The sequence below is a fragment of the Pseudomonas sp. GW821-FHT10B02 genome (genome assembly GCF_059415665.1).
Window position 1 is genome coordinate 1 of sequence record NZ_JBWKNR010000007.1, and the last position, 19,821, is coordinate 19,821.

Here is a 19,821-nt window from a genome sequence, read left to right on the forward strand (position 1 = left end):
GAGCGGGAAACGAGACTCGAACTCGCGACCCCGACCTTGGCAAGGTCGTGCTCTACCAACTGAGCTATTCCCGCATTGGCGTCCCCTAGGGGACTCGAACCCCTGTTACCGCCGTGAAAGGGCGGTGTCCTAGGCCACTAGACGAAGGGGACACACTACAACATTCACTCCCTGCCGCGTTTCGCTGTGTGCTTTACGCTGCAAGTGGCGCGCATTCTAGGGATGCTTTGGAAAGCCGTCAACCCCTCTGTATAAATTTATTTAAATCAATGACTTCCCGGTGCTTTGCGAGAGCGCGCAGAATTTTGCGCGCCTGCGCCTTGACGTTTATTTTCTGACACCTTGCCCAGGCTGAAACCCCCATGGCTGCGGCAATCGAAGAGCAAAATGCCATCAGGGAGCCCCTGAGAACCGCCAAACAGCTCTATCCGGCCAAAAGCTTAGCCACTACACTCAATTGGTAAATCATCCTGTATGAGGCGTTAACGGTGACACCACTTATGATCACCCTGCTTATTGTGGCGGGGATCGCGTTATTGATCGTGATCGGCTACCTCAACAATGTGGTCGAGAACAACAAGCTCGAGCGCGCCCGGCTGAAGATTGAGCTGGCTGAACGCTTGCGCCGTTGTGGCGAGATCACCGAAACCTTCCCAGGCCAATTGATGACCCCGGCCTTGAAGCTGCTGTTGACCCGCCTCGAGCTCAACCTCAACCAGCGCCAGCTGGCTCTGGACAAGCACAGCCGCACAATCCGCGCGCGCATTGCCGAACTTGAAGGCCTGATCGCCAAGGGTGAAACGCTGCCGGTGAATAACCCGCCCGCGCCGATCCAGACCGAAGCCCGGGCCAAAGATGTACGTTTTCTGCTTGAAGGCATGCACAACCAGATCACCCGCGCGGCGCAAGAAGGCTTCCTGCCGACCAACGAGGCCAAGTACTGGGTCAAGGAAATCCGCCACATCCTGGTCTTGCTGCACATCGAGTTTTTCAACAACCTCGGCCAGCAGGCGCTGCAACAGAATCAGCCAGGGCATGCACGCCTGGCCTTCGAGCGCGGCGTCCAGTACCTGCGCAAGCAGCCGGACCCTGCGGTGTACCGCGAGCAGCTTGAGTACATGGAAAAGCTGCTGGCCCGGGCCAATGCCCAGGTGCTGAGCCAGCTCGAGCCCGCCGAGGACGAAGTGAACGAGCTGACGGAAGGCCTGAAGACCGATACAACGGAAGACTGGAAGAAGAAAGTCATCTACGACTGATCTTCCCCAAACCTGTGGGAGCCAGCCTTGCTGGCGATGCCCGGCGCAGCCGGGCCAGGGCCGCTACGCGCCCCATCGCCGGCAAGGCCGGCTCCCACAAATGAGCAGGTGACAGACTGTTGTTCCCACAATATTTAAGCAGTGACCGTCACCTCAGCAGTCAGTCAAACGCAGAAAAATCCCCGCCAGACGCTCCAACCCCTCCTGATCCGCCGCACTGAAGCGCGCCAGCTTCGGACTGTCCAGATCCAGCACACCTATCAGCCGCCCTTCCTTGACCAGCGGAATCACCAGCTCGCTGTTCGATGCGCTATCGCAAGCGATATGCCCCGGGAACGCATGCACATCTTCAACCCGCTGGGTTTCGCGGCTGGCTGCTGCCGCACCACACACACCACGACCGAACGGAATCCGCACACAGGCGACCTGGCCCTGGAACGGGCCCAGCACCAGTTCTTCATTACGGTTCAGGTAAAAACCCGCCCAGTTCAGGTCTTCAACCTGGCTGTAAAGAAACGCCGAGAACTGCGCGGCATTGGCAATGAAGTCGCGCTCATCGGCAAACAGGGCTTCCAGCTGAGCAGCCAGCAAGCCGTAGCCCTCAAGGCCGGCACCGGAGGCGTTCAGGTCAATCATGTTTTTGCTCCAACAGTTGCAGTCCGACCCAGTACCGGGCGAACTGATAGGCACAACGGCCATTACGGTTGCCGCGGCCAGTGGCCCAGCGCACGGCGAGTATGTCCAGCGCCTCATCGCGCTGCCAGGTCAGCCCGGCGGCGCTGGCCAGCTGGCCGATCCAGTGCTCGACCACATTGAGGAAATGATCCTGGGTGAAGGGGTAAAACGATAGCCACAGGCCGAAGCGATCGGACAAGGCGATCTTGTCCTCGACCGCCTCGTTGGGGTGCAGTTCGCCGTCGACCATTTTCCAGTTTTCGTTGTCGCTCTGCTTTTCCGGCACCAGGTGCCGGCGGTTCGAGGTGGCGTACAACAGCACGTTGTCCGGCGCCTGCTCAAGCGAGCCGTCGAGCACACTCTTGAGCACCCGGTAGTCACCCTCCCCCGCTTCGAACGAGAGGTCGTCGCAAAACAGCACGAAGCGCTGGGGCAACTTGCTCAGTTGCTCCACCACCCGTGGCAGGTCGGCAAGGTGATCGCGCTCGATTTCAATCAGGCGCAGCCCGGCCTTGGCATACTCGGCCAGCAGCGCACGCACCAGTGAAGACTTGCCTGTGCCGCGCGAGCCCCACAGCAGCGCGTGGTTGGCGGGCATGCCATCGAGGAACTGACGCGTGTTGCGCCCCAGTTGCTCGCGCTGCAGGTCAACCCCGATCAGGTCCGACAGGCGCATATCGAGGCTGACCTCCAGCGGCAGCAGATAGCCGCTGCGGCCATCACGCTGCCAGCGTGCGGCCAGGCAATGGTTCCAGTCGATCTGCGAGCGTGGTGCAGGCAATAATGGTTCAAGACGGGCGAGCACGCTTTCGGCACGCTCCAGAAAAGTATTTAAACGAGAGTCCACAATGGTTCCTCAAGATAGATTCAAGGACAACGGCACTGCTGAATGTGTGACAGGGCGTGCCAGCAGCCGGGGCTGATCGGCTATGCTTGCGCAGCGCACGGAATGTGAAACTGGCCCGGGACTCATGGATATCAAGTTCACCAATCGCCTGTCCTACAAGCAAGCCCGGCTGACGGTCCTGGTCGGCTTCATCCTGGGTACATTGCTCAGTCTCATCCAGATCGGTATCGATTATGCCAGTGAAGACGCCTCCATCAACCGCGAGATGCAGGCACTGCTGCAAATCAGTCACAACCCCGCCGCCCGCATCGCTTACAACATCGACTCGGAACTGGCGCAGGAGCTCACCGGCGGCTTGCTGCAATCACCGGCAATCACCCGGGCATGGTTGATCGACAACAACGACATGGTGCTGGCGGACGTGCAGCGGCCCCGGGAGGAAAGCAGTTATCGCTTGATCAGCGACTTCCTGTTCGGTGAAAGCCGCCAATTCCAGGACCCGCTGTTTCTCGGCCACATGCCCGACGAATACCTCGGCACCCTGTACCTGGAGGTCGACACCTTCGCCTTTGGCGGGCGCTTTCTCAAGCGTGCCGAAGTCACCCTGCTCAACGGCTTCATCCGCAGCCTGATCCTTACCGGCATCCTTCTGGCGCTGTTCTATTTCATGCTGACCAAGCCGCTGGTGCGGGTGATCAGTGCCCTGGCCAATCGCGACTCGCGCCAACCGGAGCAGTCGAAGCTGTCGTTCCCGCCCGGCCATGAGCACGATGAAATCGGCGTGCTGGTGAAAGTCGCCAATCAGCAGTTCGTCAGCATGGCCACCGAAATCCAGCAACGGCGCAACGCCGAAAACCGCCTGACCGAATACCTCAACGAACTGGAAGACATCGTCTCGGCACGCACCCTTGAGCTCAAGGCCAGCAACACGCGCCTGAGCCAATCCAACCAGGAGCTGGAGGATGCACGCCGGCGTGCTCTGGACATGGCCCAGGCACGCGCAGCCTTTCTGGCCAACATGAGCCATGAAATCCGTACCCCGCTCAATGGCTTGCTGGGGATGATCGCCCTGTCTCTGGACAGCCCGCTCAATGCCGAGCAGCGCCAGCAGCTGTCGATTGCCCACGACTCAGGCAAGGTGCTGGTGGAGTTGCTCAACGATATCCTCGACCTGTCCAAGTTCGACGCCGGTCAACTGGAGCTGGAACGTATCCCGTTCGACCTTGGCGCCCTGGTCGAAGACACCGCCAACCTGCTGTCACAGAACGCCGCGCCGAGCGTCGAGCTGACCTGTCTGATCGACCCGCAGTTTCCCGCCATGGTCCTCGGCGACCCGACCCGCGTACGCCAGATTGTCAGCAACCTGCTGTCCAACGCCCTCAAGTTCACCCGCTTCGGCCGCGTCGATGTGCGCCTGCGCACCTACAGCGGTGGCGTGCGCCTGGATGTCTGCGACACCGGCATCGGCATCCCCCACGAGGCCCAGGTACGGATCTTCCAGCCGTTCATCCAGGCCGGCGCCGGCATTACCCGCCAATACGGCGGGACCGGCCTGGGCCTGGCGCTGACCAACAATCTCTGCGAGGCCATGCACGGACGCCTGAGCATCAGTTCGCAAGCCGGCTTCGGCAGCCAGTTCAGCGCCGAGCTGCCCCTGCCCTGTCACTCCCCGGCCGTCCCTGCAGAGCGTCTGCGCGGCAGCGTCGCCGCCCTGAGCAATGCCGGCAGCGGCCTGGCTGAGCTCTTGCACACTCTGCTACCTGGCTGGGGCCTGGATTACCGGCGCTACGACCACCCTGACGAGCTGCGTGACGCCCACCCTGACCTGCTGATTACCGACGACCTGGACAACCTGTTTGCGCTTCGCCCGCAGATACAGGTGCCGATTCTGCTGGTGACCGCCTACGGCAACTTTCTTCCGGGTGAACAGGCCGTGCATCTGGCGCCCTTGCAGCAGCAGGCCCGGCCACTGGCGCGCAACGCCCTGTACCAGACCCTGCGGCGCACGCTGCACGGATCCGACAGCATCAATTCCAACGCACACCAGGGTGCTCTGCACAGCCAACGCCGTGCCCATATCCTGCTGGTCGAGGACAACCCGGTGAACCAGTTGGTGGCCAAGGGCATGCTGGCCAAGCTCGGTTGCGACGTCAGCATCGCCGCGCATGGCGCAGAAGCGCTGGATCAGCTCGAACGCACGCCCTTCGATCTGGTACTGATGGATTGCAACATGCCGGTCATGGACGGCTATGAGGCCAGCCGCAGAATCCGCCAGAGCGGACACTGGCCGAACCTGCCCATCGTCGCCCTGACCGCCAACGCCATGCCCGAAGAGCGTGAGCGCTGCCGGGCGGCGGGCATGAACGACTACCTGGCCAAGCCCTTCCGTCGCGAGGAACTATTGGGCCTGATCGATCACTGGGTGCCGCTGACGACTAGCTGAGCAGCTTCTCGATCGAAGCGGCCAGCGCTTCGGGCTTGGTGCTCGGCGCATAGCGGGTGACCTTGCCGCTGGCCGGGTCGACGAGGAATTTGGTGAAATTCCATTTGATCTTTTGCGAACCGAGCAGGCCGGGGGCGCGCTTTTTCAGTTCGACAAACAAGGGATGGGCGCCGTCGCCATTGACTTCGATCTTGCGAAACAGCGGAAAGCTGACACCGAAGTTGGTTTCACAGAACTGGGCGATTTCCCGGGCATCACCCGGCTCCTGCTTGCCGAACTGGTTGCACGGAAAGCCCACCACCACCAGGCCGCGCTCGCGGTAACGCTGCCAAAGCTGCTCAAGCCCCTTGTATTGCGGGGTAAAACCGCACTGACTGGCGGTATTGACCACCAACAGTACCTTGCCCTGGAAGTCGCCCAGGACCTTCTGCTCACCGCCCAGGGTGACGCAGGGAATGTTCAGCAGCGCGTCGGCCATGACCTTTTCTCCTCTGTTAGCGTGGAACCAGGTCCAGGCAGACCGAGTTGATGCAATAGCGTAGCCCAGTCGGCGGCGGACCGTCAGGGAACACATGCCCCAGATGGGCATCGCAGTGGGCGCAGGTGACTTCGGTGCGGATCATGCCGTGGGAGGTGTCGCGAATCTCGACCATCGCGCTGTCTTCGATCGGCTCGTAGAAGCTCGGCCAGCCGCAACCGGAGTCGAATTTGGCCTTCGAATCGAATAACGGCGCATTGCAGCAGATACAGTGATAGACACCGTCAGTCCTGGTGCTGTTGTACTTGCCGCTGAACGGCCGCTCGGTACCCTTCAGGCGGCAGACGTTGTACTGTTCGGGGTCGAGCATGGCGCGCCATTCTTCCAGGGTTTTCTCTATCTTTTCCATGTGCAGGCCTCGGCAGACTAAAAACCCCGCGCTGCGTCTTTTCCACAACGCGGTCGGCACGTATATTATTGCGCCTCATCAGGCATCAGTCTGGCACCCGCGTTACACGCTTTTCAAACGATTTCACAGCGCAGTGCGCGGCGATCTTTTCTAATCGGGATCACATCATGCAGGTCAGCAAATCGAACAAGCTCGCCAATGTCTGCTATGACATTCGCGGCCCGGTGCTCAAGCACGCCAAACGCCTGGAAGAGGAAGGCCATCGCATCCTCAAGCTGAACATCGGCAACCCGGCGCCATTTGGTTTCGAGGCGCCGGACGAAATCCTCCAGGACGTGATCCGCAATCTGCCGACCGCCCAGGGCTACAGTGACTCCAAAGGCCTGTTCAGCGCGCGTAAAGCGGTCATGCAGTACTGCCAGCAGAAGCAGATCGAAGGTGTCGGCATCGAAGACATCTATCTGGGCAACGGCGTCTCCGAGCTGATCGTGATGTCGATGCAGGCACTGCTCAACAACGGCGACGAAGTGCTGATTCCGGCCCCGGACTACCCGCTGTGGACCGCCGCAGTGAGTCTGGCCGGCGGCAACCCGGTGCACTACCTGTGCGACGAGCAGGCCGACTGGTTCCCCGACCTTGACGACATCAAGGCCAAGATCACCTCCAACACCAAAGCGCTGGTGATCATCAACCCGAACAACCCGACCGGTGCGGTGTACTCGCGCGAATTGCTGCTGGGCATGCTGGAACTGGCGCGCCAGCACAACCTGGTGGTGTTCTCCGACGAGATCTACGACAAGATCCTCTACGACGAAGCCGTGCACATCAGCACCGCATCGCTGGCCCCGGACCTGCTCTGCCTGACCTTCAACGGCTTGTCCAAGTCCTACCGGGTGGCGGGTTTCCGCTCCGGCTGGCTGATCATCTCCGGGCCCAAGCACCATGCCCAGAGCTACATCGAAGGCATCGACATGCTGGCCAACATGCGTCTGTGCGCCAACGTGCCAAGCCAGCATGCCATCCAGACCGCCCTGGGCGGCTACCAGAGCATCAATGACCTGGTCCTGCCACCTGGACGCCTGCTTGAGCAGCGCAACCGCACCTGGGAGCTGCTCAACGACATTCCCGGTGTCAGCTGCGTCAAACCCATGGGCGCGCTCTACGCCTTCCCGCGGATCGACCCGAAGGTCTGCCCGATCCATAACGATGAAAAGTTCGTGCTTGACCTGCTACTCTCGGAAAAGCTGCTGATCGTTCAGGGCACCGCCTTCAACTGGCCGTGGCCGGATCACTTCCGCGTGGTGACCCTGCCACGGGTCGACGACCTGGAACAGGCCATCGGCCGTATCGGAAACTTCCTGAAGACCTATCAGCAGTAACCTACAGGCGTTTGCCAAGGCCTGCGCCACTCCCGGCGCAGGCCCTACAGAATTATTTCCCTCTCTGTAAGCCTTGGCGCTCTGGCGTGCGGGATGATGGAATTCGGCTGTAATACAGAGAAGTACACAGTTTGAAATAGTCGCCCGGTTGAATCGCTGGAGCCTGCACCTTATATACCCCGCATACGTGACATTTTTATCCGTCAGGAGAACGTAACAACCATGATGCGCATCTTACTGTTTGTAGCCACCAACCTTGCGGTTGTGCTGATTGCCAGCATTACCCTGAGCCTGTTCGGCTTCAATGGGTTCATGGCGGCAAACGGGGTTGACCTCAAGCTCGACCAGCTGCTGGTTTTCTGCGCCGTGTTCGGCTTTGCCGGTTCGCTGATTTCGCTGTTCATCTCCAAGTGGATGGCGAAAATGAGCACCGGCACGCAGATCATCAGCCAGCCGCGCACCCGCCACGAGCAGTGGCTGCTGCAGACCGTTGAAGAGCTGTCCCGCGAAGCCGGCATCAAGATGCCGGAAGTGGGCATCTTCCCGGCCTACGAGGCCAACGCCTTCGCCACCGGCTGGAACCGCAACGACGCACTGGTTGCGGTAAGCCAGGGCCTGCTGGAGCGTTTCTCGCCTGATGAAGTACGTGCGGTACTGGCCCACGAGATCGGCCACGTCGCCAACGGCGACATGGTTACCCTGGCGCTGGTCCAGGGCGTGGTCAACACCTTCGTGATGTTCTTCGCCCGCATCATCGGCAACTTTGTCGACAAGGTGATTTTCAAGAACGAAGAAGGCCAGGGCATCGCTTACTACATCGCGACCATCGTTGCCGAACTGGTGCTGGGCATCCTGGCCAGCATGATCGTCATGTGGTTCTCGCGCAAACGCGAGTACCGCGCCGACGAAGCCGGTGCACGCCTGGCCGGTACCAGTGCGATGATCGGCGCCCTGCAGCGCCTGCGTTCGGAACAAGGCGTGCCAGTGCACATGCCTGACACCCTGAACGCCTTCGGCATCAACGGCGGCCTCAAGCAGGGCCTGGCTGGCCTGCTGATGAGCCACCCACCGCTGGAAGACCGCATCGAAGCCCTGCGCCGTCGCGGCTAAGGGACAATGCAAGAAAAAAGGGCGACCTCAGGGTCGCCCTTTTTCATTTCAGCGCGACAGTCGATAGACCCGCTCCAGCAGATGACTGGCGCCGGCCTGCTGAAACTTCGGACTGTCTTCCAGCACATCGTGCGCTGCCAGCTCAAGCGGGTGCCAGGCAGCGAACAGCGCCTGCACTTCCGCATCGGTAACGGCAAACGGCGGTCCGTCGATTTGCGTCTGATCGTAATCCAGAGTGATCAACAAGCCTTTCGCCGAGACCGGCAATATCGTCTGCAGATGCGCGACATAGCGCTTGCGCATCTGCTCAGGCAAAGCGATGACTGCGGCGCGGTCATACAATGCGCTGCAACCGCTGACATCCTCCGCCGTCAGGGCGAAGAAGTCACCGCAGCGAATCTCGACATCCTCGCAGCGGAAAACCTTGAATACACCGTCCTGCGTCACTTGCGGCTGCAGTTGATGCTCAGTGAAGAAGTCCTCCACAGCCCGCTCCGACAACTCGACGCCCAGCACCTGCAGCCCCTGCCCTGCCAACCAGAGCATGTCCAGGCTCTTGCCGCACAACGGCACAAGCACCCGCGCGCCCGCCGGCACACCCAGCGCCGGCCAGTGCTGCTGGAGGTAGGCGTTGACCCGGGACTGATGAAAGCCGATCTGATTGCTATTCCAGCGTGAATGCCAAAACTCTGCCTGCATGGCTCACCTCGATAATTTCGATCAAATACTGCGAAAACTTATATTAGATTTAGATCAATGTTCTGCCTGAAGATGGTCTCATCTTAAACGTCAGGAACGCCCTTATGCTGCCCAGCCTGTTTATTTCTCACGGCTCTCCCATGCTCGCCCTGGAGCCGGGCGCCAGTGGCCCGGCATTGAAACGCCTGGCCGCAGAGCTGGAGCGACCGAAAGCCATTGTGGTGGTATCAGCGCACTGGGAAAGCCGTGAGCTGCTGGTATCCAGCAGCCCTCAGCCAGACACCTGGCATGACTTCGGCGGCTTCCCCGCTGCGCTGTATGCCGTGCAGTACCCGGCTCCAGGCGATCCCGCCCTGGCTCAGCACGTGAGTGAATTGCTCTGCGCCGCCGGTATGCCGGCCCGCCTCGATCCACAGCGACCCTTTGACCACGGCACCTGGGTGCCACTATCGCTGATGTACCCCAAAGCGGATATTCCGGTGGTGCAGGTTTCCCTGCCGACCCAGCTCGGCCCGAAACTACAGGAATTGGTAGGCGCTGCACTTGCCAGCTTGCGTGAACAAAACATTCTGTTGATCGGCTCGGGAAGCATCACCCACAACCTCGGCGAACTGGACTGGCGCGCCGGCCCGGAAAGCATCGAACCCTGGGCTTTGGCGTTTCGTAACTGGATGATCGAGAAACTGCAGGCAGATGATACGCCGGCCCTGCATGATTACCGGCACCAGGCGCCGTTTGCCGTGCGCAGCCATCCGAGTGATGAGCATCTGTTGCCGTTGTATTTTGCCCGCGGTGCCGGTGAGCAGTTCGGGATAGTCCATCAGGGCTTCACCCTGGGGGCCTTGGGCATGGACATCTACCGGTTCGATTGAGGTTGCTGCAGACAAAAAAAATCCCCGACTCAGTCGGGGATTTTTTTATTGCTCGCGGATCAGTCTTCGCGGTAGCGGCGCAGCTTCAGCTGCTTACCGGCAACACGGGTGTCCTTGAGCTTGGCCAGCAGACGCTCCAGACCCTCTTCCGGCAGCTCGACCAGGCTGAAGCTGTCGCGCACCTGGATGCGGCCGATTGCTTCGCGGGCCAGGCCGCCTTCGTTGAGGATGGCACCGAGCAGGTTCTTGGCAGCGATACCGTCACGAGCACCCAGCGCGGTACGGCAGCGGGCACGACCCTCGCCCAGCGGCATTGGCGCACGACGCTCACGCTCGCCACGCTCTGGACGCTCGCCAGTGCGCTCACGCGGGGTGTAGGTCGGAACCAGCGGCTGCTCTTTCTCGACAGCTTCCAGGGTCAGCGCCTGAGCGTTGGTAGCCTTGCGCAGCAGGGCTGCGGCCAGGGCACGCGGGCTGCAACCGATGTCGGCGGTCAGACGATCGAGCAGATCGCCGTGGGTCGATTCGGCATCAGCAACCAGCGGCGCCAGGCTGTTGGTCAGCTTCTTGATGCGCGCATCGAGAACGGCCTGGGCGTTTGGCAGACGAACTTCAGCAACCTTCTGGCCGGTAACACGCTCGATCACCTGCAGCATGCGACGCTCACGCGGGGTAACCAGCAGCAGCGCGCGACCTTCGCGACCGGCACGACCGGTACGGCCGATACGGTGAACGTAGGACTCCGGGTCGTACGGCATGTCAACGTTGAACACGTGAGTGATGCGCGGTACGTCCAGACCACGGGCAGCGACGTCGGTAGCGACGACGATGTCCAGACGGCCATCCTTGAGCGAGTCGATGACGCGCTCACGCTGGTTCTGGGCAATGTCACCGTTCAGCGCAGCGGCTTTGTAGCCTTTGGCTTCCAGGGCGCTGGCCAGGTCCAGAGTAGCTTGCTTGGTACGCACGAAGGCGATCAGCGCGTCGAACTCTTCCACTTCCAGCAAACGCAGGACAGCGGAAACTTTCTGGTCGGCGTGGACCATCAGGTGGGCTTGTTCGATCGCGGTTACGGTCTGGGTCTTGCTCTGGATCTTGACGTGCTTCGGGTCACGCAGGTGACGTTCGGCAATGGCGCGGATCGAAGCTGGCAGGGTCGCCGAGAACAGCACGGTCTGACGGCTTTCCGGCATGGCCTTGAAGATCACTTCGAGGTCGTCCATGAAGCCCAGCTTGAGCATTTCGTCGGCTTCGTCGAGCACCAGGTGGTTGACGGTTGCCAGGACTTTCTCGTCGCGACGCAGGTGGTCGCACAGACGGCCAGGGGTAGCGACGACGATTTGCGCGCCGTTGCGGATTGCTTTCAATTGTGGGCCCATCGGGGCACCACCATAAACGGCCACCACGGTAACGCCCGGCATCTGCTTGGCGTAGGTTTCAAAAGCGGTAGCTACTTGCAGCGCCAACTCACGGGTTGGCGCCAGGATCAGGGCTTGCGGCTCGCGCTTGCTCGGGTCGATGCGGTTCAGGATAGGCAGTGCGAAGGCAGCGGTTTTACCGGTACCTGTCTGCGCCTGACCGATCATGTCGTGACCGGCGAGAATAATCGGGATCGATTGCTGCTGAATGGCGGATGGCTCTTCGTAGCCGGTAGCCAATACTGCAGCAACAATGCTCGGATGAAGATCGAGAGCGGCGAAGCCGCCGGTTTCCTGGGTCATGGGTCTGCCTCTAAGTGCATCCGCAAAGACCCATGCTCCAAAGCTGCGCATGCCTTGTAAGACCCGAAGGTCACCCTGGCAGCTTTGTCGGCGGGGATTTGCGAAAACGATTGAAGAAAAATAGGAACGTCAAGGAGAGTCCGCGGGGCGGACGCGCAGCCGAAGCTGGCTTCGGGGAATTGCACTACCTAAACGAGGTCCGGTAAAAGACCGGCGCGTACTATACCTGATTTAGCCAATCACGGGAGATTTTTTTATTCCAACACGCCTGCGCCAGGCCACGTGACGACGGGTCTGGTACAGGCAAGTTGCAGGCGGCTGAATCGTTTTTCTTGCGCCCGCTCTAGCGCGCGGCTCAGGTGGCCGGGCGAATGGCTCCGATCAACGGCTGCAAAGAGTAACCCAGACGCGGCGCCAGCGCCTCTGCCCGGGCATTGAGGCCGTCCATATCCAGTTCCTGGTCAAGGTCGGCCGGCACCATGATGATCACATTGCCCTCCTTGACCGGCAGCTCCCAGTAGTGGCGATGGTACAGACCGCGCAACAACGCCGCGCCCAACGGCTTGCCGTCATCGCCGGCCCACTGGTTGATCACCAGCCAGCCACCGGGGTTGAGGCGTTTCTGGCAGTCTTCGAGAAAACGCCAGGCCAGATGGGCGACACCCGGACCGTGATCGGTGTACAGGTCGACGAAGATCAGGTCGGCAGGTTCGGCACTGTCGAGCAACTCCATCGCATCGCCGATGCGGATATACAGACGCGGATCGTCATCCAGCCCCAGGTACTCGATGGCCAGACGCGGCACATCCGGGCGCAGCTCGATGGCTTCGACGTCTTCCAGCGGCAGGAACTTCAGGCAGGCCTGGGTCAGGGTTCCGGCCCCCAGACCGAGGAACAAGGCACTCTCGGGTTCGGCGTGGCACAGCGCCGCAACCAGCATGGCGCGGGTATAGTCATACTCTAGCCAGCTCGGATCGGCAGTGAACACGCAGCTCTGCTCGATGGCCTCGCCGAACTCGAGAAAGCGATAGTCTTCGACTTCCAGCACGCTGATGGTGCCGTATTGGTCCTGCACCTGGGCCAGCACCCGCTCTACCCGTTCCACTGTCATGCTGTCTCCCGGCTTACGCCGCTGCCCCAAGCAAAAACCGCCATTGTCCGTCAATGGCGCCAGTGCAACAAGGCGTGCGGCAACTGTTAACATGGCAGACAGCCCATTTCCGACCTGACCGAGCCCGTGATGAACCAACCCTGGAGTCCCGACAGCTGGCGCGCCTTGCCGATCCAGCAACAACCGACCTACCCCGATGCGGCGCACCTGCTCAAGGTCGAACAGACCCTGGCCAGCTACCCGCCGCTGGTCTTCGCCGGCGAAGCCCGCGAGCTGCGCCGGCAGTTCGCCGAAGTCACCCAGGGCCGGGCATTTCTCCTGCAAGGCGGCGACTGCGCGGAAAGCTTCGCCGAGTTTTCTGCAGCGAAGATTCGCGACACCTTCAAGGTACTGCTGCAGATGGCGATCGTCATGACCTTTGCCGCCGGCTGTCCGGTGGTCAAGGTCGGGCGCATGGCCGGGCAGTTTGCCAAGCCGCGCTCGGCGGGTGACGAAACCATCGGCGCAGTAACCCTGCCGGCTTACCGCGGCGACATCGTCAACGGTATCGGCTTCGACGAAAAGAGCCGGGTACCCGACCCCGAGCGCCTGCTCCAGGCCTATCACCAGTCCACCGCCAGCCTCAACCTGCTGCGCGCATTTGCCCAGGGTGGTTTTGCCGACCTGCACCAGGTGCACAAGTGGAACCTGGACTTCATCGCCAACTCGGCGCTGGCGGAAAAATACAGCCAGCTGGCCGACCGCATCGACGAAACCCTGGCCTTCATGCGTGCCTGTGGCATGGACAGCTCGCCGCAATTGCGGGAAACCAGCTTCTTCACCGCCCACGAAGCGTTGCTGCTGAACTACGAAGAAGCCTTCGTGCGCCGCGACAGCCTGACCAACGACTACTACGACTGTTCGGCCCATATGCTCTGGATCGGCGACCGCACCCGTCAGCTCGACGGTGCGCATGTGGAGTTCCTGCGCGGAGTGAACAACCCGATCGGGGTCAAGGTCGGCCCGAGCATGAACACCGAAGAACTGATCCGCCTGATCGACGTGCTCAACCCGGATAACGATCCCGGCCGCCTCAACCTGATCGTGCGCATGGGCGCCAACAAGGTCGGCGAGCACCTGCCTGCGCTGATCCGTAGCGTCGAACGCGAAGGCCGCAAGGTGCTGTGGAGTTCCGACCCGATGCACGGCAACACCATCAAGGCCAGCAGCGGCTACAAGACCCGCGACTTCGCGCAGATCCTCAGCGAGGTCAAACAGTTCTTCCAGGTGCACCAGGCCGAAGGCAGCCATGCCGGCGGTATTCACATCGAAATGACCGGACAGAATGTCACCGAATGCATCGGCGGCGCCCGGCCGATCACTGAAGACGCCCTGTCCGACCGCTACCACACCCACTGTGACCCGCGGATGAACGCCGATCAGTCGCTGGAGCTGGCCTTCCTGATCGCCGAAACCCTCAAGCAAGTCCGCCGCTGACAACGCTGCGGGCCAGCGCCGGGCGCAATCGCGCGGCGCTGGCCCGTGGACAGTTGAGCTGTACCTGGCTCAAGCCGAGCCAGGCAGCCATGCGCCACAGACTGTCAGCCAAGGCCTGCATCCCGGCCTCATCCAGGCCCTGGGCCTGTTCGTGCACGGCATGCACCGCCAGACGATCACTGGCCCGCTCGGCACGCAAATCGACCCGCGCGGCAATCCGCTCGTTGTGCAGGAACGGCAGCACGTAATAGCCGTAGACGCGCTTGTGCGCCGGGGTGTAAATCTCCAGACGGTAGCGAAAATCAAACAAGCGCTCCGTACGCTCACGCTCCCAGACCAGCGAATCAAAGGGCGACAGCAACGCACTGGCGGCGACCTTGCGCGGCAGCCGCACACTGTCCAGGCAATAGGCCGGTTGCGACCAGCCCTGCACCGTACAGGCTTGCAACTGCCCCTCTTCGAGCAACTCGGCCAGCCGCGCACGGCTGTCGGCCGGACTCAACCGCCAGTAATCGCGCAGGTCCTTCTCGGTAGCCACGCCCAAGGCAGAAGCTGCCTGCAACACAAGCCCGCGCTGAGCCCGGGCTTCGTCGAGCAGCGGCTGTTGCAACACTGCAGCCGGCAAAACCCGTTCAGGCAAATCGTACAAGCGCTCGAAGCCACGCCGCCCGGCTACTGTTACCAGGCCTGCAGCAAACAACCATTCCAGCGCATGTTTTTCCGCGCTCCAGTCCCACCAGGGGCCGGCGCGCACTTCGCGAGTCGACAGGCTGCCCGCCCCCAGAGCACCCTGGGCGGTGACGGCAGCAAGTACGCGGGCAATGGTCGGCTGCTGTTCGCGGCCAAACCGCGCCAGTTGTTGATAGATCCCCTGCCCCTGCCGCGCACGGTCCATGCGCCAACGCAACAAGGGATAGAGCTCCAGCGGCAGCAACGAGGCCTCATGCCCCCAGTATTCGAAAAGTTTGCGCTGACGGCTGCGGCCCCAGGCGATCTGGTCGAGCAGCGCTTGTGGATAACTGCCCAGGCGGGAAAACAGCGGCAGGTAGTGCGAGCGCACCAGGGCATTGACCGAATCGATCTGCACCACGCCAAGGCGCTCGAACACCCGTTGCAGATGGCCGGCAGTCACTGGCGAGCGAGGCGCCCGCGCGGCGAACCCCTGGGCTGACAGTACCAGGCGGCGCGCTTGCAGCATGGAAAAGGATTGAGTAGTGGGCATGCCCGGCTCCTGCAGAACAAGCCCACTTAAGGTAGTAGCGACACCGTCATGGCGCGACTCATTTTTTCAGTGGGTCATCCCAGAATGGCCGCTCCACTTCCTGCAGGACATCGACACGGCTCATGCCGATATCGTGCAGCGCCGCATCACTCAAGCGCGCCAGTTCCATGCGCTGATGGTGCAGTTGCCGCCAGCGCGCCAATTGCCCGATAGCGTTGCGGAGCAGATGGGAGAACCCGCCGTGGTGCGACTGGGGATACATCAGGTCCAGCGATTTCTGACCTTTCATCGTCTTGCCCTCCGTGTGGGATGACGACAGTGTCAGCGCGGGCCTAAGATCAATCCAACGAATGTTTCTTATGTCATACATCTAGGGGATTGATGCCATGTCCCAGTACCAGAGTATCGACTCAGACGTCCTGCGCACCTTCGTCGCCATCGCCGAGTACGGTGGTTTCACCCGTGCCGGTGAAGTGGTCAACCGTACCCAGTCGGCGGTGAGCATGCAGATGAAACGCCTGGAAGAGGACATCATCCAGCGCCAGCTGTTCGAGCGTGACGGCCGTCAGGTGCGCCTGACCGCCGAAGGCCAGGTTTTGCTCGGCTACGCCAAGCGCATTCTCAAATTGCATGGCGAGGTGTTCAACACCCTGCGCATGCCGCACATGGTCGGCATGGTGCGGATCGGCACCCCGGATGACTATGCCATGCGCTTTCTGCCCGGCATTCTCTCCAGCTTTGCCCAGGCCTACCCGCTGATCCAGGTCGAGGTGCATTGCGAAAGCTCGCGTCAGCTGATGCAACGCCAGGATCTGGACATGACCATCATCACCTGCGAGCCCGGCCATGAAGTCGGCCAGTTGCTGCGCCGCGAGCGCGCCGTCTGGGTGCAGGCCCAGGGGTTCTGCCCACACGAACACAATCCACTGCCGCTGGCCGTGTTCAACACCGATTGCTGCTGCCGGACCTGGGCCTGCAATGCCCTGGATGCGATCGACAAGGAATACCGGATCGCCTACACCAGTGCCAGCACCCCGGCGATCATGGCGGTGGTCAGTGCCGGCCTGGCGGTCACCGCCCAGTTGCAGAGCCTGATCACCAGCGACCTGCGGGTAATCGGTGCGGCCGAAGGCCTGCCCGAATTACCGACCGCCAGCATCATGTTGCTGCGCAATAACAGCAGCCAGTCACAAATGACTGACTGCATGGCCGACTACATCAGCGAAGGCTTCAGATCTTGAAGGCGAGCATTACCGCACAGACCACGAGAAAGCCACAAAACAGCGAACGCAGGACTTTTTCCGGCAAGGCGTGAGCCAGTTTCACGCCCCAACTGATACTCAGCAGGCCACCCGCTGCCAGCGGGATGCCCATGCTCCACTGCACATGCTGGTGAATGCCGTAGGTCAGCAATGTCACTGCGGTACTGGGCGCGGCCAGGGCCAGCGACAGCCCTTGGGCAACCACCTGGGTGGTGCCGAAGACGCTGGTCAGCACTGGCGTGGCCACTACCGCACCGCCAACCCCAAACAACCCGCCAAGCACGCCAGCACCGCCGCCCAGCACCCCGAGCCATGGCCAGGGATGACGCAGTTCACTGCTCGGCTCGGCCTTGCGCATGAACATGCGCGCCAGGTTCCAGGCCGCCAACGCCACCAGAAACACGACAAAGCCAAAACGCATGGACTGCGCATCGATACCCACGGCCCAGATCGAGCCAAGCCAGGCAAAGACAAAACTGGCGGCCGCCAGCGGCACAGCATGCTGCAGCTCGATGCGGTTGCGCTGGTGATAGCGCCACAGTGCCAGCAATACGTTGGGTACCACCATCACCAGGGCGGTGCCCTGCGCCAGTTGCTGGTCAAGACCGAACAGCACACCGAGCGCCGGAATCGCGATCAGCCCGCCGCCAATGCCGAACAGCCCACCGACCGTCCCCAGTGCAGCGCCCAGCGCTATGTACATTGCCCACTCGATCATTGCCGTCTCTCAAGAATTCCAATCGGTGCATGCTACCGAGCCGATGCTAGCGGGGAAACGCACAGCAACGCACAATGGCTTTGCCGATTACGCAAAAGCAGGCCCTGCAAAATGAACCCCGACGCCCTCACCGAACAACTCAGTCTGTTTCTGGATGTACTGGAAACCGGTAGCTTTTCCGCCACCGCCCGCCGCCATCCACTGACCCCATCCGCCGTGGCACGGCGCATCGATACCCTGGAAAATGCTGTCGGTAGCCGCTTGTTCGTACGCAGCACCCACGCCGTGCGTCCGACACCGGCAGGCAACGCCTTTGCCGAACGGGCCCGGCGCATCGTCGAAGAACTGCGCCTGGCGCGCGCCGAGGCAGTGTCGTTGAGCAATGCCCCGGAGGGCCTGATCCGCATCGACGCGCCGGCCGCGTTCGGCCGCCGCCATCTGGCTCCGGCCATCGCCGACTTTCTGGTGGCCTACCCCGGGCTCGATGTGCAACTGCGCCTGATCGACAGCTTTGTCGACCTGCACGGCTCGCATCTGGGCGAAGTCGATCTGGTGCTGCGCGCAGGTCCCTTGGCCGATACCCGTCTGGTGGCCACGCCCTTGGCCTACATGGTGCGTATTGCCTGCGCCAGCCCGGCCTACCTGGCGGCCCGCGGGGTTCCCGCCAGCCCTGCGCAACTGCCCGAACATGACGGCCTGGACTGGGACGGCCTGGCCCCGCCGTTCGCCTGGCGCTTTGCCGTCGACGGCCAATTGCGCCTGTATCGTCCTACCCGCATGCGCATGAGCGCCAACAATGCCGAGACCCTGTTGTTCGGCGCACTGGCGGGCCTGGGCATCGCCCACTTGCCAACCTGGCTGATCAGCGAATACCTGCTGCGCGGTGAACTGTTGCCGCTGTTCTGCGAAAACGGTCTGCCGGCTGCCGAATCCAGCGGCATTTATGCCTTGCGCCTGGAACATGAAACGAACTCTCGCAGCCGTTTGCTGCTCGAATTCCTCAAGAGCCGCTTCAGCCCCGTGCCGCCCTGGGATCTGGCCCTGCAAAGCGAGCTACGCTGGTAATCAGCGCGCTAATCAACAGCGTGCTAAATTCATACGACTTAACCATTAAAGGATGAGCATGAACGCCAACTCGAAAGCGCCTGCTCCTTGCGACGAACTGCTCCTGGATAACCAGGTGTGCTTCGCCCTGTATTCAACTTCGCTGCTGATGACCAAAGTCTACAAGCCGCTGCTGCAGCAGCTCGGGCTGACTTATCCACAGTACCTGGCGATGTTGGTGCTGTGGGAACAGGATGGCCTGACCGTCGGTGAAATCAGCCAGCATCTGCTGACCGATCCGGGTTCTCTCACCCCGTTGCTCAAGCGCCTGGAAGCTGAAGGTCTGCTCAAGCGCACCCGCAGCCGAGAAGACGAACGGGTGGTCCTGGTGCACTTGAGCGAACAGGGTCGCGCCCTGCAACTGCGGGCCAAAGATATCCCCCAGTGCATCCTGGCCGCCAGCGGCGAAAACCTTGAGCGCCTGCAACAGCTGCAGGCCGACCTCCTGGAACTGCGCGCCAACCTGCAAAAAAACCTCTGACGGCTATGCTGTGAATGACCGTTTGTAGACAGGTCGAAATTTATCTTGCGCGCAAAATAATTGCACGCTAAGTTAATTCCCGTACCCACTCAGCGCCGCGGCGCAATTCACAAGCGAGGCTCAAGATGCAAAAGGTCACTCCTCTGTACATTGCCGAAGCCAAATCCACCGGCGGTCGCGACGGCAGCTCGCGTTCCAGCGATGGCAAACTCGAAGTCAAGCTGAGCACCCCCAAGGAACTGGGTGGCGCGGGTGGTGACGGCACCAACCCTGAGCAAATGTTCGCCGCTGGCTACTCGGCCTGCTTCATCGGCGCCCTGAAGTTCGTTGCCGGCCAGCAGAAAAAAGCGCTGCCTGCCGACAGCTCGATCACCGCCAAAGTCGGCATCGGCCAGATCCCTGGTGGTTTTGGTCTGGATATCGACCTGAACATCGACCTGCCGGGCCTGCAACAAGCCGAGGCGCAAGCGCTGGTAGACGCAGCCCACCAGGTCTGCCCTTACTCCAACGCTACCCGCGGCAACGTTGATGTGCGCCTGCACGTCAGCGTCTGAGGGT

At 61.5% G+C, this 19,821-nt stretch carries 20 protein-coding genes and 2 tRNA genes; 10 read left to right on the plus strand and 12 right to left on the minus strand.

The window, feature by feature from the left end; genetic code table 11:
• Position 1 precedes the first annotated feature (1 nt).
• A tRNA-Gly gene (locus tag AC07OF_RS12140) sits at positions 2–74 on the minus strand.
• Between the two features lie 2 nt (positions 75–76).
• Positions 77–152, minus strand: a tRNA-Glu gene (locus AC07OF_RS12145).
• A gap of 336 nt (positions 153–488) precedes the next feature.
• Between AC07OF_RS12145 and AC07OF_RS12150 the strand changes: the two genes are divergently transcribed.
• On the plus strand, positions 489–1,256 hold the full coding sequence (locus AC07OF_RS12150) for a hypothetical protein (protein ID WP_495072924.1): 768 nt from the start codon (positions 489–491) through the stop codon (positions 1,254–1,256).
• Between the two features lie 153 nt (positions 1,257–1,409).
• Here the strand turns inward: AC07OF_RS12150 and AC07OF_RS12155 are convergent, their stop codons facing one another.
• Positions 1,410–1,892 carry a GAF domain-containing protein gene (locus tag AC07OF_RS12155; RefSeq protein WP_476445649.1) on the minus strand — a complete coding sequence of 161 codons (483 nt, stop codon included), beginning with the start codon at positions 1,890–1,892 and terminating at the stop codon, positions 1,410–1,412.
• Positions 1,885–2,778: an ATP-binding protein gene (locus tag AC07OF_RS12160; RefSeq protein ID WP_157191714.1), complete on the minus strand. Its 894-nt coding sequence runs from the start codon at positions 2,776–2,778 to the stop codon at positions 1,885–1,887. Before AC07OF_RS12160 ends, AC07OF_RS12155 begins: the two co-directional genes overlap by 8 nt.
• A gap of 82 nt (positions 2,779–2,860) precedes the next feature.
• Here AC07OF_RS12160 and AC07OF_RS12165 point away from each other — a divergent pair, with 82 nt between their 5' ends.
• On the plus strand, positions 2,861–5,221 hold the full coding sequence (locus AC07OF_RS12165) for a response regulator (protein ID WP_495072925.1): 2,361 nt from the start codon (positions 2,861–2,863) through the stop codon (positions 5,219–5,221).
• On the opposite strand, the gene AC07OF_RS12170 is transcribed toward AC07OF_RS12165, so the two are convergent.
• Together AC07OF_RS12170 and msrB are read right to left on the minus strand one after the other, a co-directional pair.
• Complete coding sequence (locus AC07OF_RS12170) at positions 5,214–5,699, minus strand: glutathione peroxidase (RefSeq protein ID WP_157191712.1); 486 nt, start codon at positions 5,697–5,699, stop codon at positions 5,214–5,216. The genes AC07OF_RS12165 and AC07OF_RS12170 overlap by 8 nt on opposite strands.
• 16 nt (positions 5,700–5,715) lie before the next feature.
• Positions 5,716–6,108 (minus strand): peptide-methionine (R)-S-oxide reductase MsrB, encoded by a 393-nt coding sequence (msrB, locus tag AC07OF_RS12175; RefSeq protein ID WP_038608517.1) that lies wholly within the window; start codon positions 6,106–6,108, stop codon positions 5,716–5,718.
• Positions 6,109–6,275: 167 nt separating this feature from the next.
• On the opposite strand from msrB, the gene AC07OF_RS12180 reads away from it, so the two are divergent.
• A complete protein-coding gene (locus AC07OF_RS12180; RefSeq protein ID WP_038608515.1) occupies positions 6,276–7,487 on the plus strand; it encodes a pyridoxal phosphate-dependent aminotransferase in 1,212 nt (403 codons plus the stop codon).
• 222 nt (positions 7,488–7,709) lie between these two features.
• Positions 7,710–8,597, plus strand: a complete 888-nt coding sequence (htpX, locus tag AC07OF_RS12185; protein ID WP_038608512.1) for a protease HtpX — start codon at positions 7,710–7,712, stop codon at positions 8,595–8,597.
• A 48-nt stretch (positions 8,598–8,645) separates the two neighbouring features.
• On the opposite strand, the gene AC07OF_RS12190 is transcribed toward htpX, so the two are convergent.
• Positions 8,646–9,296: a thiopurine S-methyltransferase gene (locus AC07OF_RS12190; RefSeq protein WP_157191711.1), complete on the minus strand. Its 651-nt coding sequence runs from the start codon at positions 9,294–9,296 to the stop codon at positions 8,646–8,648.
• A 104-nt stretch (positions 9,297–9,400) separates the two neighbouring features.
• Between AC07OF_RS12190 and AC07OF_RS12195 the strand changes: the two genes are divergently transcribed.
• On the plus strand, positions 9,401–10,168 hold the full coding sequence (locus AC07OF_RS12195; protein WP_157191710.1) for a DODA-type extradiol aromatic ring-opening family dioxygenase: 768 nt from the start codon (positions 9,401–9,403) through the stop codon (positions 10,166–10,168).
• A gap of 59 nt (positions 10,169–10,227) precedes the next feature.
• On the opposite strand, the gene AC07OF_RS12200 is transcribed toward AC07OF_RS12195, so the two are convergent.
• Together AC07OF_RS12200 and AC07OF_RS12205 are read right to left on the minus strand one after the other, a co-directional pair.
• A complete protein-coding gene (locus AC07OF_RS12200; protein WP_038608503.1) occupies positions 10,228–11,889 on the minus strand; it encodes a DEAD/DEAH box helicase in 1,662 nt (553 codons plus the stop codon).
• A 355-nt stretch (positions 11,890–12,244) separates the two neighbouring features.
• Positions 12,245–13,000: a spermidine synthase gene (locus AC07OF_RS12205; protein WP_038608500.1), complete on the minus strand. Its 756-nt coding sequence runs from the start codon at positions 12,998–13,000 to the stop codon at positions 12,245–12,247.
• 129 nt (positions 13,001–13,129) lie between these two features.
• On the opposite strand from AC07OF_RS12205, the gene AC07OF_RS12210 reads away from it, so the two are divergent.
• Positions 13,130–14,476 (plus strand): class II 3-deoxy-7-phosphoheptulonate synthase, encoded by a 1,347-nt coding sequence (locus tag AC07OF_RS12210; protein ID WP_157191709.1) that lies wholly within the window; start codon positions 13,130–13,132, stop codon positions 14,474–14,476.
• On the opposite strand, the gene AC07OF_RS12215 is transcribed toward AC07OF_RS12210, so the two are convergent.
• Positions 14,457–15,698 (minus strand): winged helix-turn-helix domain-containing protein, encoded by a 1,242-nt coding sequence (locus AC07OF_RS12215; RefSeq protein ID WP_157191708.1) that lies wholly within the window; start codon positions 15,696–15,698, stop codon positions 14,457–14,459. The genes AC07OF_RS12210 and AC07OF_RS12215 overlap by 20 nt on opposite strands.
• Before the next feature lie 58 nt (positions 15,699–15,756).
• Positions 15,757–15,987, minus strand: a complete 231-nt coding sequence (locus AC07OF_RS12220; protein WP_332836048.1) for a DUF1127 domain-containing protein — start codon at positions 15,985–15,987, stop codon at positions 15,757–15,759.
• Positions 15,988–16,084: 97 nt separating this feature from the next.
• Between AC07OF_RS12220 and AC07OF_RS12225 the strand changes: the two genes are divergently transcribed.
• Complete coding sequence (locus tag AC07OF_RS12225; RefSeq protein WP_038608488.1) at positions 16,085–16,939, plus strand: LysR family transcriptional regulator; 855 nt, start codon at positions 16,085–16,087, stop codon at positions 16,937–16,939.
• On the opposite strand, the gene AC07OF_RS12230 is transcribed toward AC07OF_RS12225, so the two are convergent.
• Positions 16,929–17,678, minus strand: a complete 750-nt coding sequence (locus AC07OF_RS12230; protein WP_157191706.1) for a sulfite exporter TauE/SafE family protein — start codon at positions 17,676–17,678, stop codon at positions 16,929–16,931. The two genes, AC07OF_RS12225 and AC07OF_RS12230, sit on opposite strands and share 11 nt — an antisense overlap.
• Before the next feature lie 111 nt (positions 17,679–17,789).
• Here AC07OF_RS12230 and AC07OF_RS12235 point away from each other — a divergent pair, with 111 nt between their 5' ends.
• From AC07OF_RS12235 to AC07OF_RS12245, 3 genes are all read left to right on the plus strand, one after another.
• Entirely contained in the window at positions 17,790–18,743 is a 954-nt protein-coding gene (locus AC07OF_RS12235; protein ID WP_495072926.1) for a LysR family transcriptional regulator, read from the plus strand.
• A 58-nt stretch (positions 18,744–18,801) separates the two neighbouring features.
• Entirely contained in the window at positions 18,802–19,263 is a 462-nt protein-coding gene (locus AC07OF_RS12240; RefSeq protein ID WP_461530896.1) for a MarR family winged helix-turn-helix transcriptional regulator, read from the plus strand.
• A gap of 125 nt (positions 19,264–19,388) precedes the next feature.
• Positions 19,389–19,817 carry an organic hydroperoxide resistance protein gene (locus AC07OF_RS12245; protein WP_038608475.1) on the plus strand — a complete coding sequence of 143 codons (429 nt, stop codon included), beginning with the start codon at positions 19,389–19,391 and terminating at the stop codon, positions 19,815–19,817.
• The last annotated feature ends 4 nt before the right edge of the window (positions 19,818–19,821 follow it).

Excerpts from the sequence above, each read along its gene's own strand:
- AC07OF_RS12190 (WP_157191711.1), bottom strand. The coding sequence starts at position 9,296 with ATGCAGGCAGAGTTTTGGCATTCACGCTGGAATAGCAATCAGATCGGC.
- AC07OF_RS12195 (WP_157191710.1), top strand. The coding sequence starts at position 9,401 with ATGCTGCCCAGCCTGTTTATTTCTCACGGCTCTCCCATGCTCGCCCTG.
- AC07OF_RS12155 (WP_476445649.1), bottom strand. The coding sequence starts at position 1,892 with ATGATTGACCTGAACGCCTCCGGTGCCGGCCTTGAGGGCTACGGCTTG.
- AC07OF_RS12245 (WP_038608475.1), top strand. The coding sequence starts at position 19,389 with ATGCAAAAGGTCACTCCTCTGTACATTGCCGAAGCCAAATCCACCGGC.
- AC07OF_RS12170 (WP_157191712.1), bottom strand. The coding sequence starts at position 5,699 with ATGGCCGACGCGCTGCTGAACATTCCCTGCGTCACCCTGGGCGGTGAG.
- AC07OF_RS12200 (WP_038608503.1), bottom strand. The coding sequence starts at position 11,889 with ATGACCCAGGAAACCGGCGGCTTCGCCGCTCTCGATCTTCATCCGAGC.
- msrB (WP_038608517.1), bottom strand. The coding sequence starts at position 6,108 with ATGGAAAAGATAGAGAAAACCCTGGAAGAATGGCGCGCCATGCTCGAC.
- AC07OF_RS12230 (WP_157191706.1), bottom strand. The coding sequence starts at position 17,678 with ATGATCGAGTGGGCAATGTACATAGCGCTGGGCGCTGCACTGGGGACG.
- AC07OF_RS12215 (WP_157191708.1), bottom strand. The coding sequence starts at position 15,698 with ATGCCCACTACTCAATCCTTTTCCATGCTGCAAGCGCGCCGCCTGGTA.
- AC07OF_RS12205 (WP_038608500.1), bottom strand. The coding sequence starts at position 13,000 with ATGACAGTGGAACGGGTAGAGCGGGTGCTGGCCCAGGTGCAGGACCAA.
- AC07OF_RS12235 (WP_495072926.1), top strand. The coding sequence starts at position 17,790 with ATGAACCCCGACGCCCTCACCGAACAACTCAGTCTGTTTCTGGATGTA.
- htpX (WP_038608512.1), top strand. The coding sequence starts at position 7,710 with ATGATGCGCATCTTACTGTTTGTAGCCACCAACCTTGCGGTTGTGCTG.
- AC07OF_RS12165 (WP_495072925.1), top strand. The coding sequence starts at position 2,861 with ATGCTTGCGCAGCGCACGGAATGTGAAACTGGCCCGGGACTCATGGAT.
- AC07OF_RS12220 (WP_332836048.1), bottom strand. The coding sequence starts at position 15,987 with ATGAAAGGTCAGAAATCGCTGGACCTGATGTATCCCCAGTCGCACCAC.
- AC07OF_RS12180 (WP_038608515.1), top strand. The coding sequence starts at position 6,276 with ATGCAGGTCAGCAAATCGAACAAGCTCGCCAATGTCTGCTATGACATT.
- AC07OF_RS12225 (WP_038608488.1), top strand. The coding sequence starts at position 16,085 with ATGTCCCAGTACCAGAGTATCGACTCAGACGTCCTGCGCACCTTCGTC.
- AC07OF_RS12240 (WP_461530896.1), top strand. The coding sequence starts at position 18,802 with ATGAACGCCAACTCGAAAGCGCCTGCTCCTTGCGACGAACTGCTCCTG.
- AC07OF_RS12210 (WP_157191709.1), top strand. The coding sequence starts at position 13,130 with ATGAACCAACCCTGGAGTCCCGACAGCTGGCGCGCCTTGCCGATCCAG.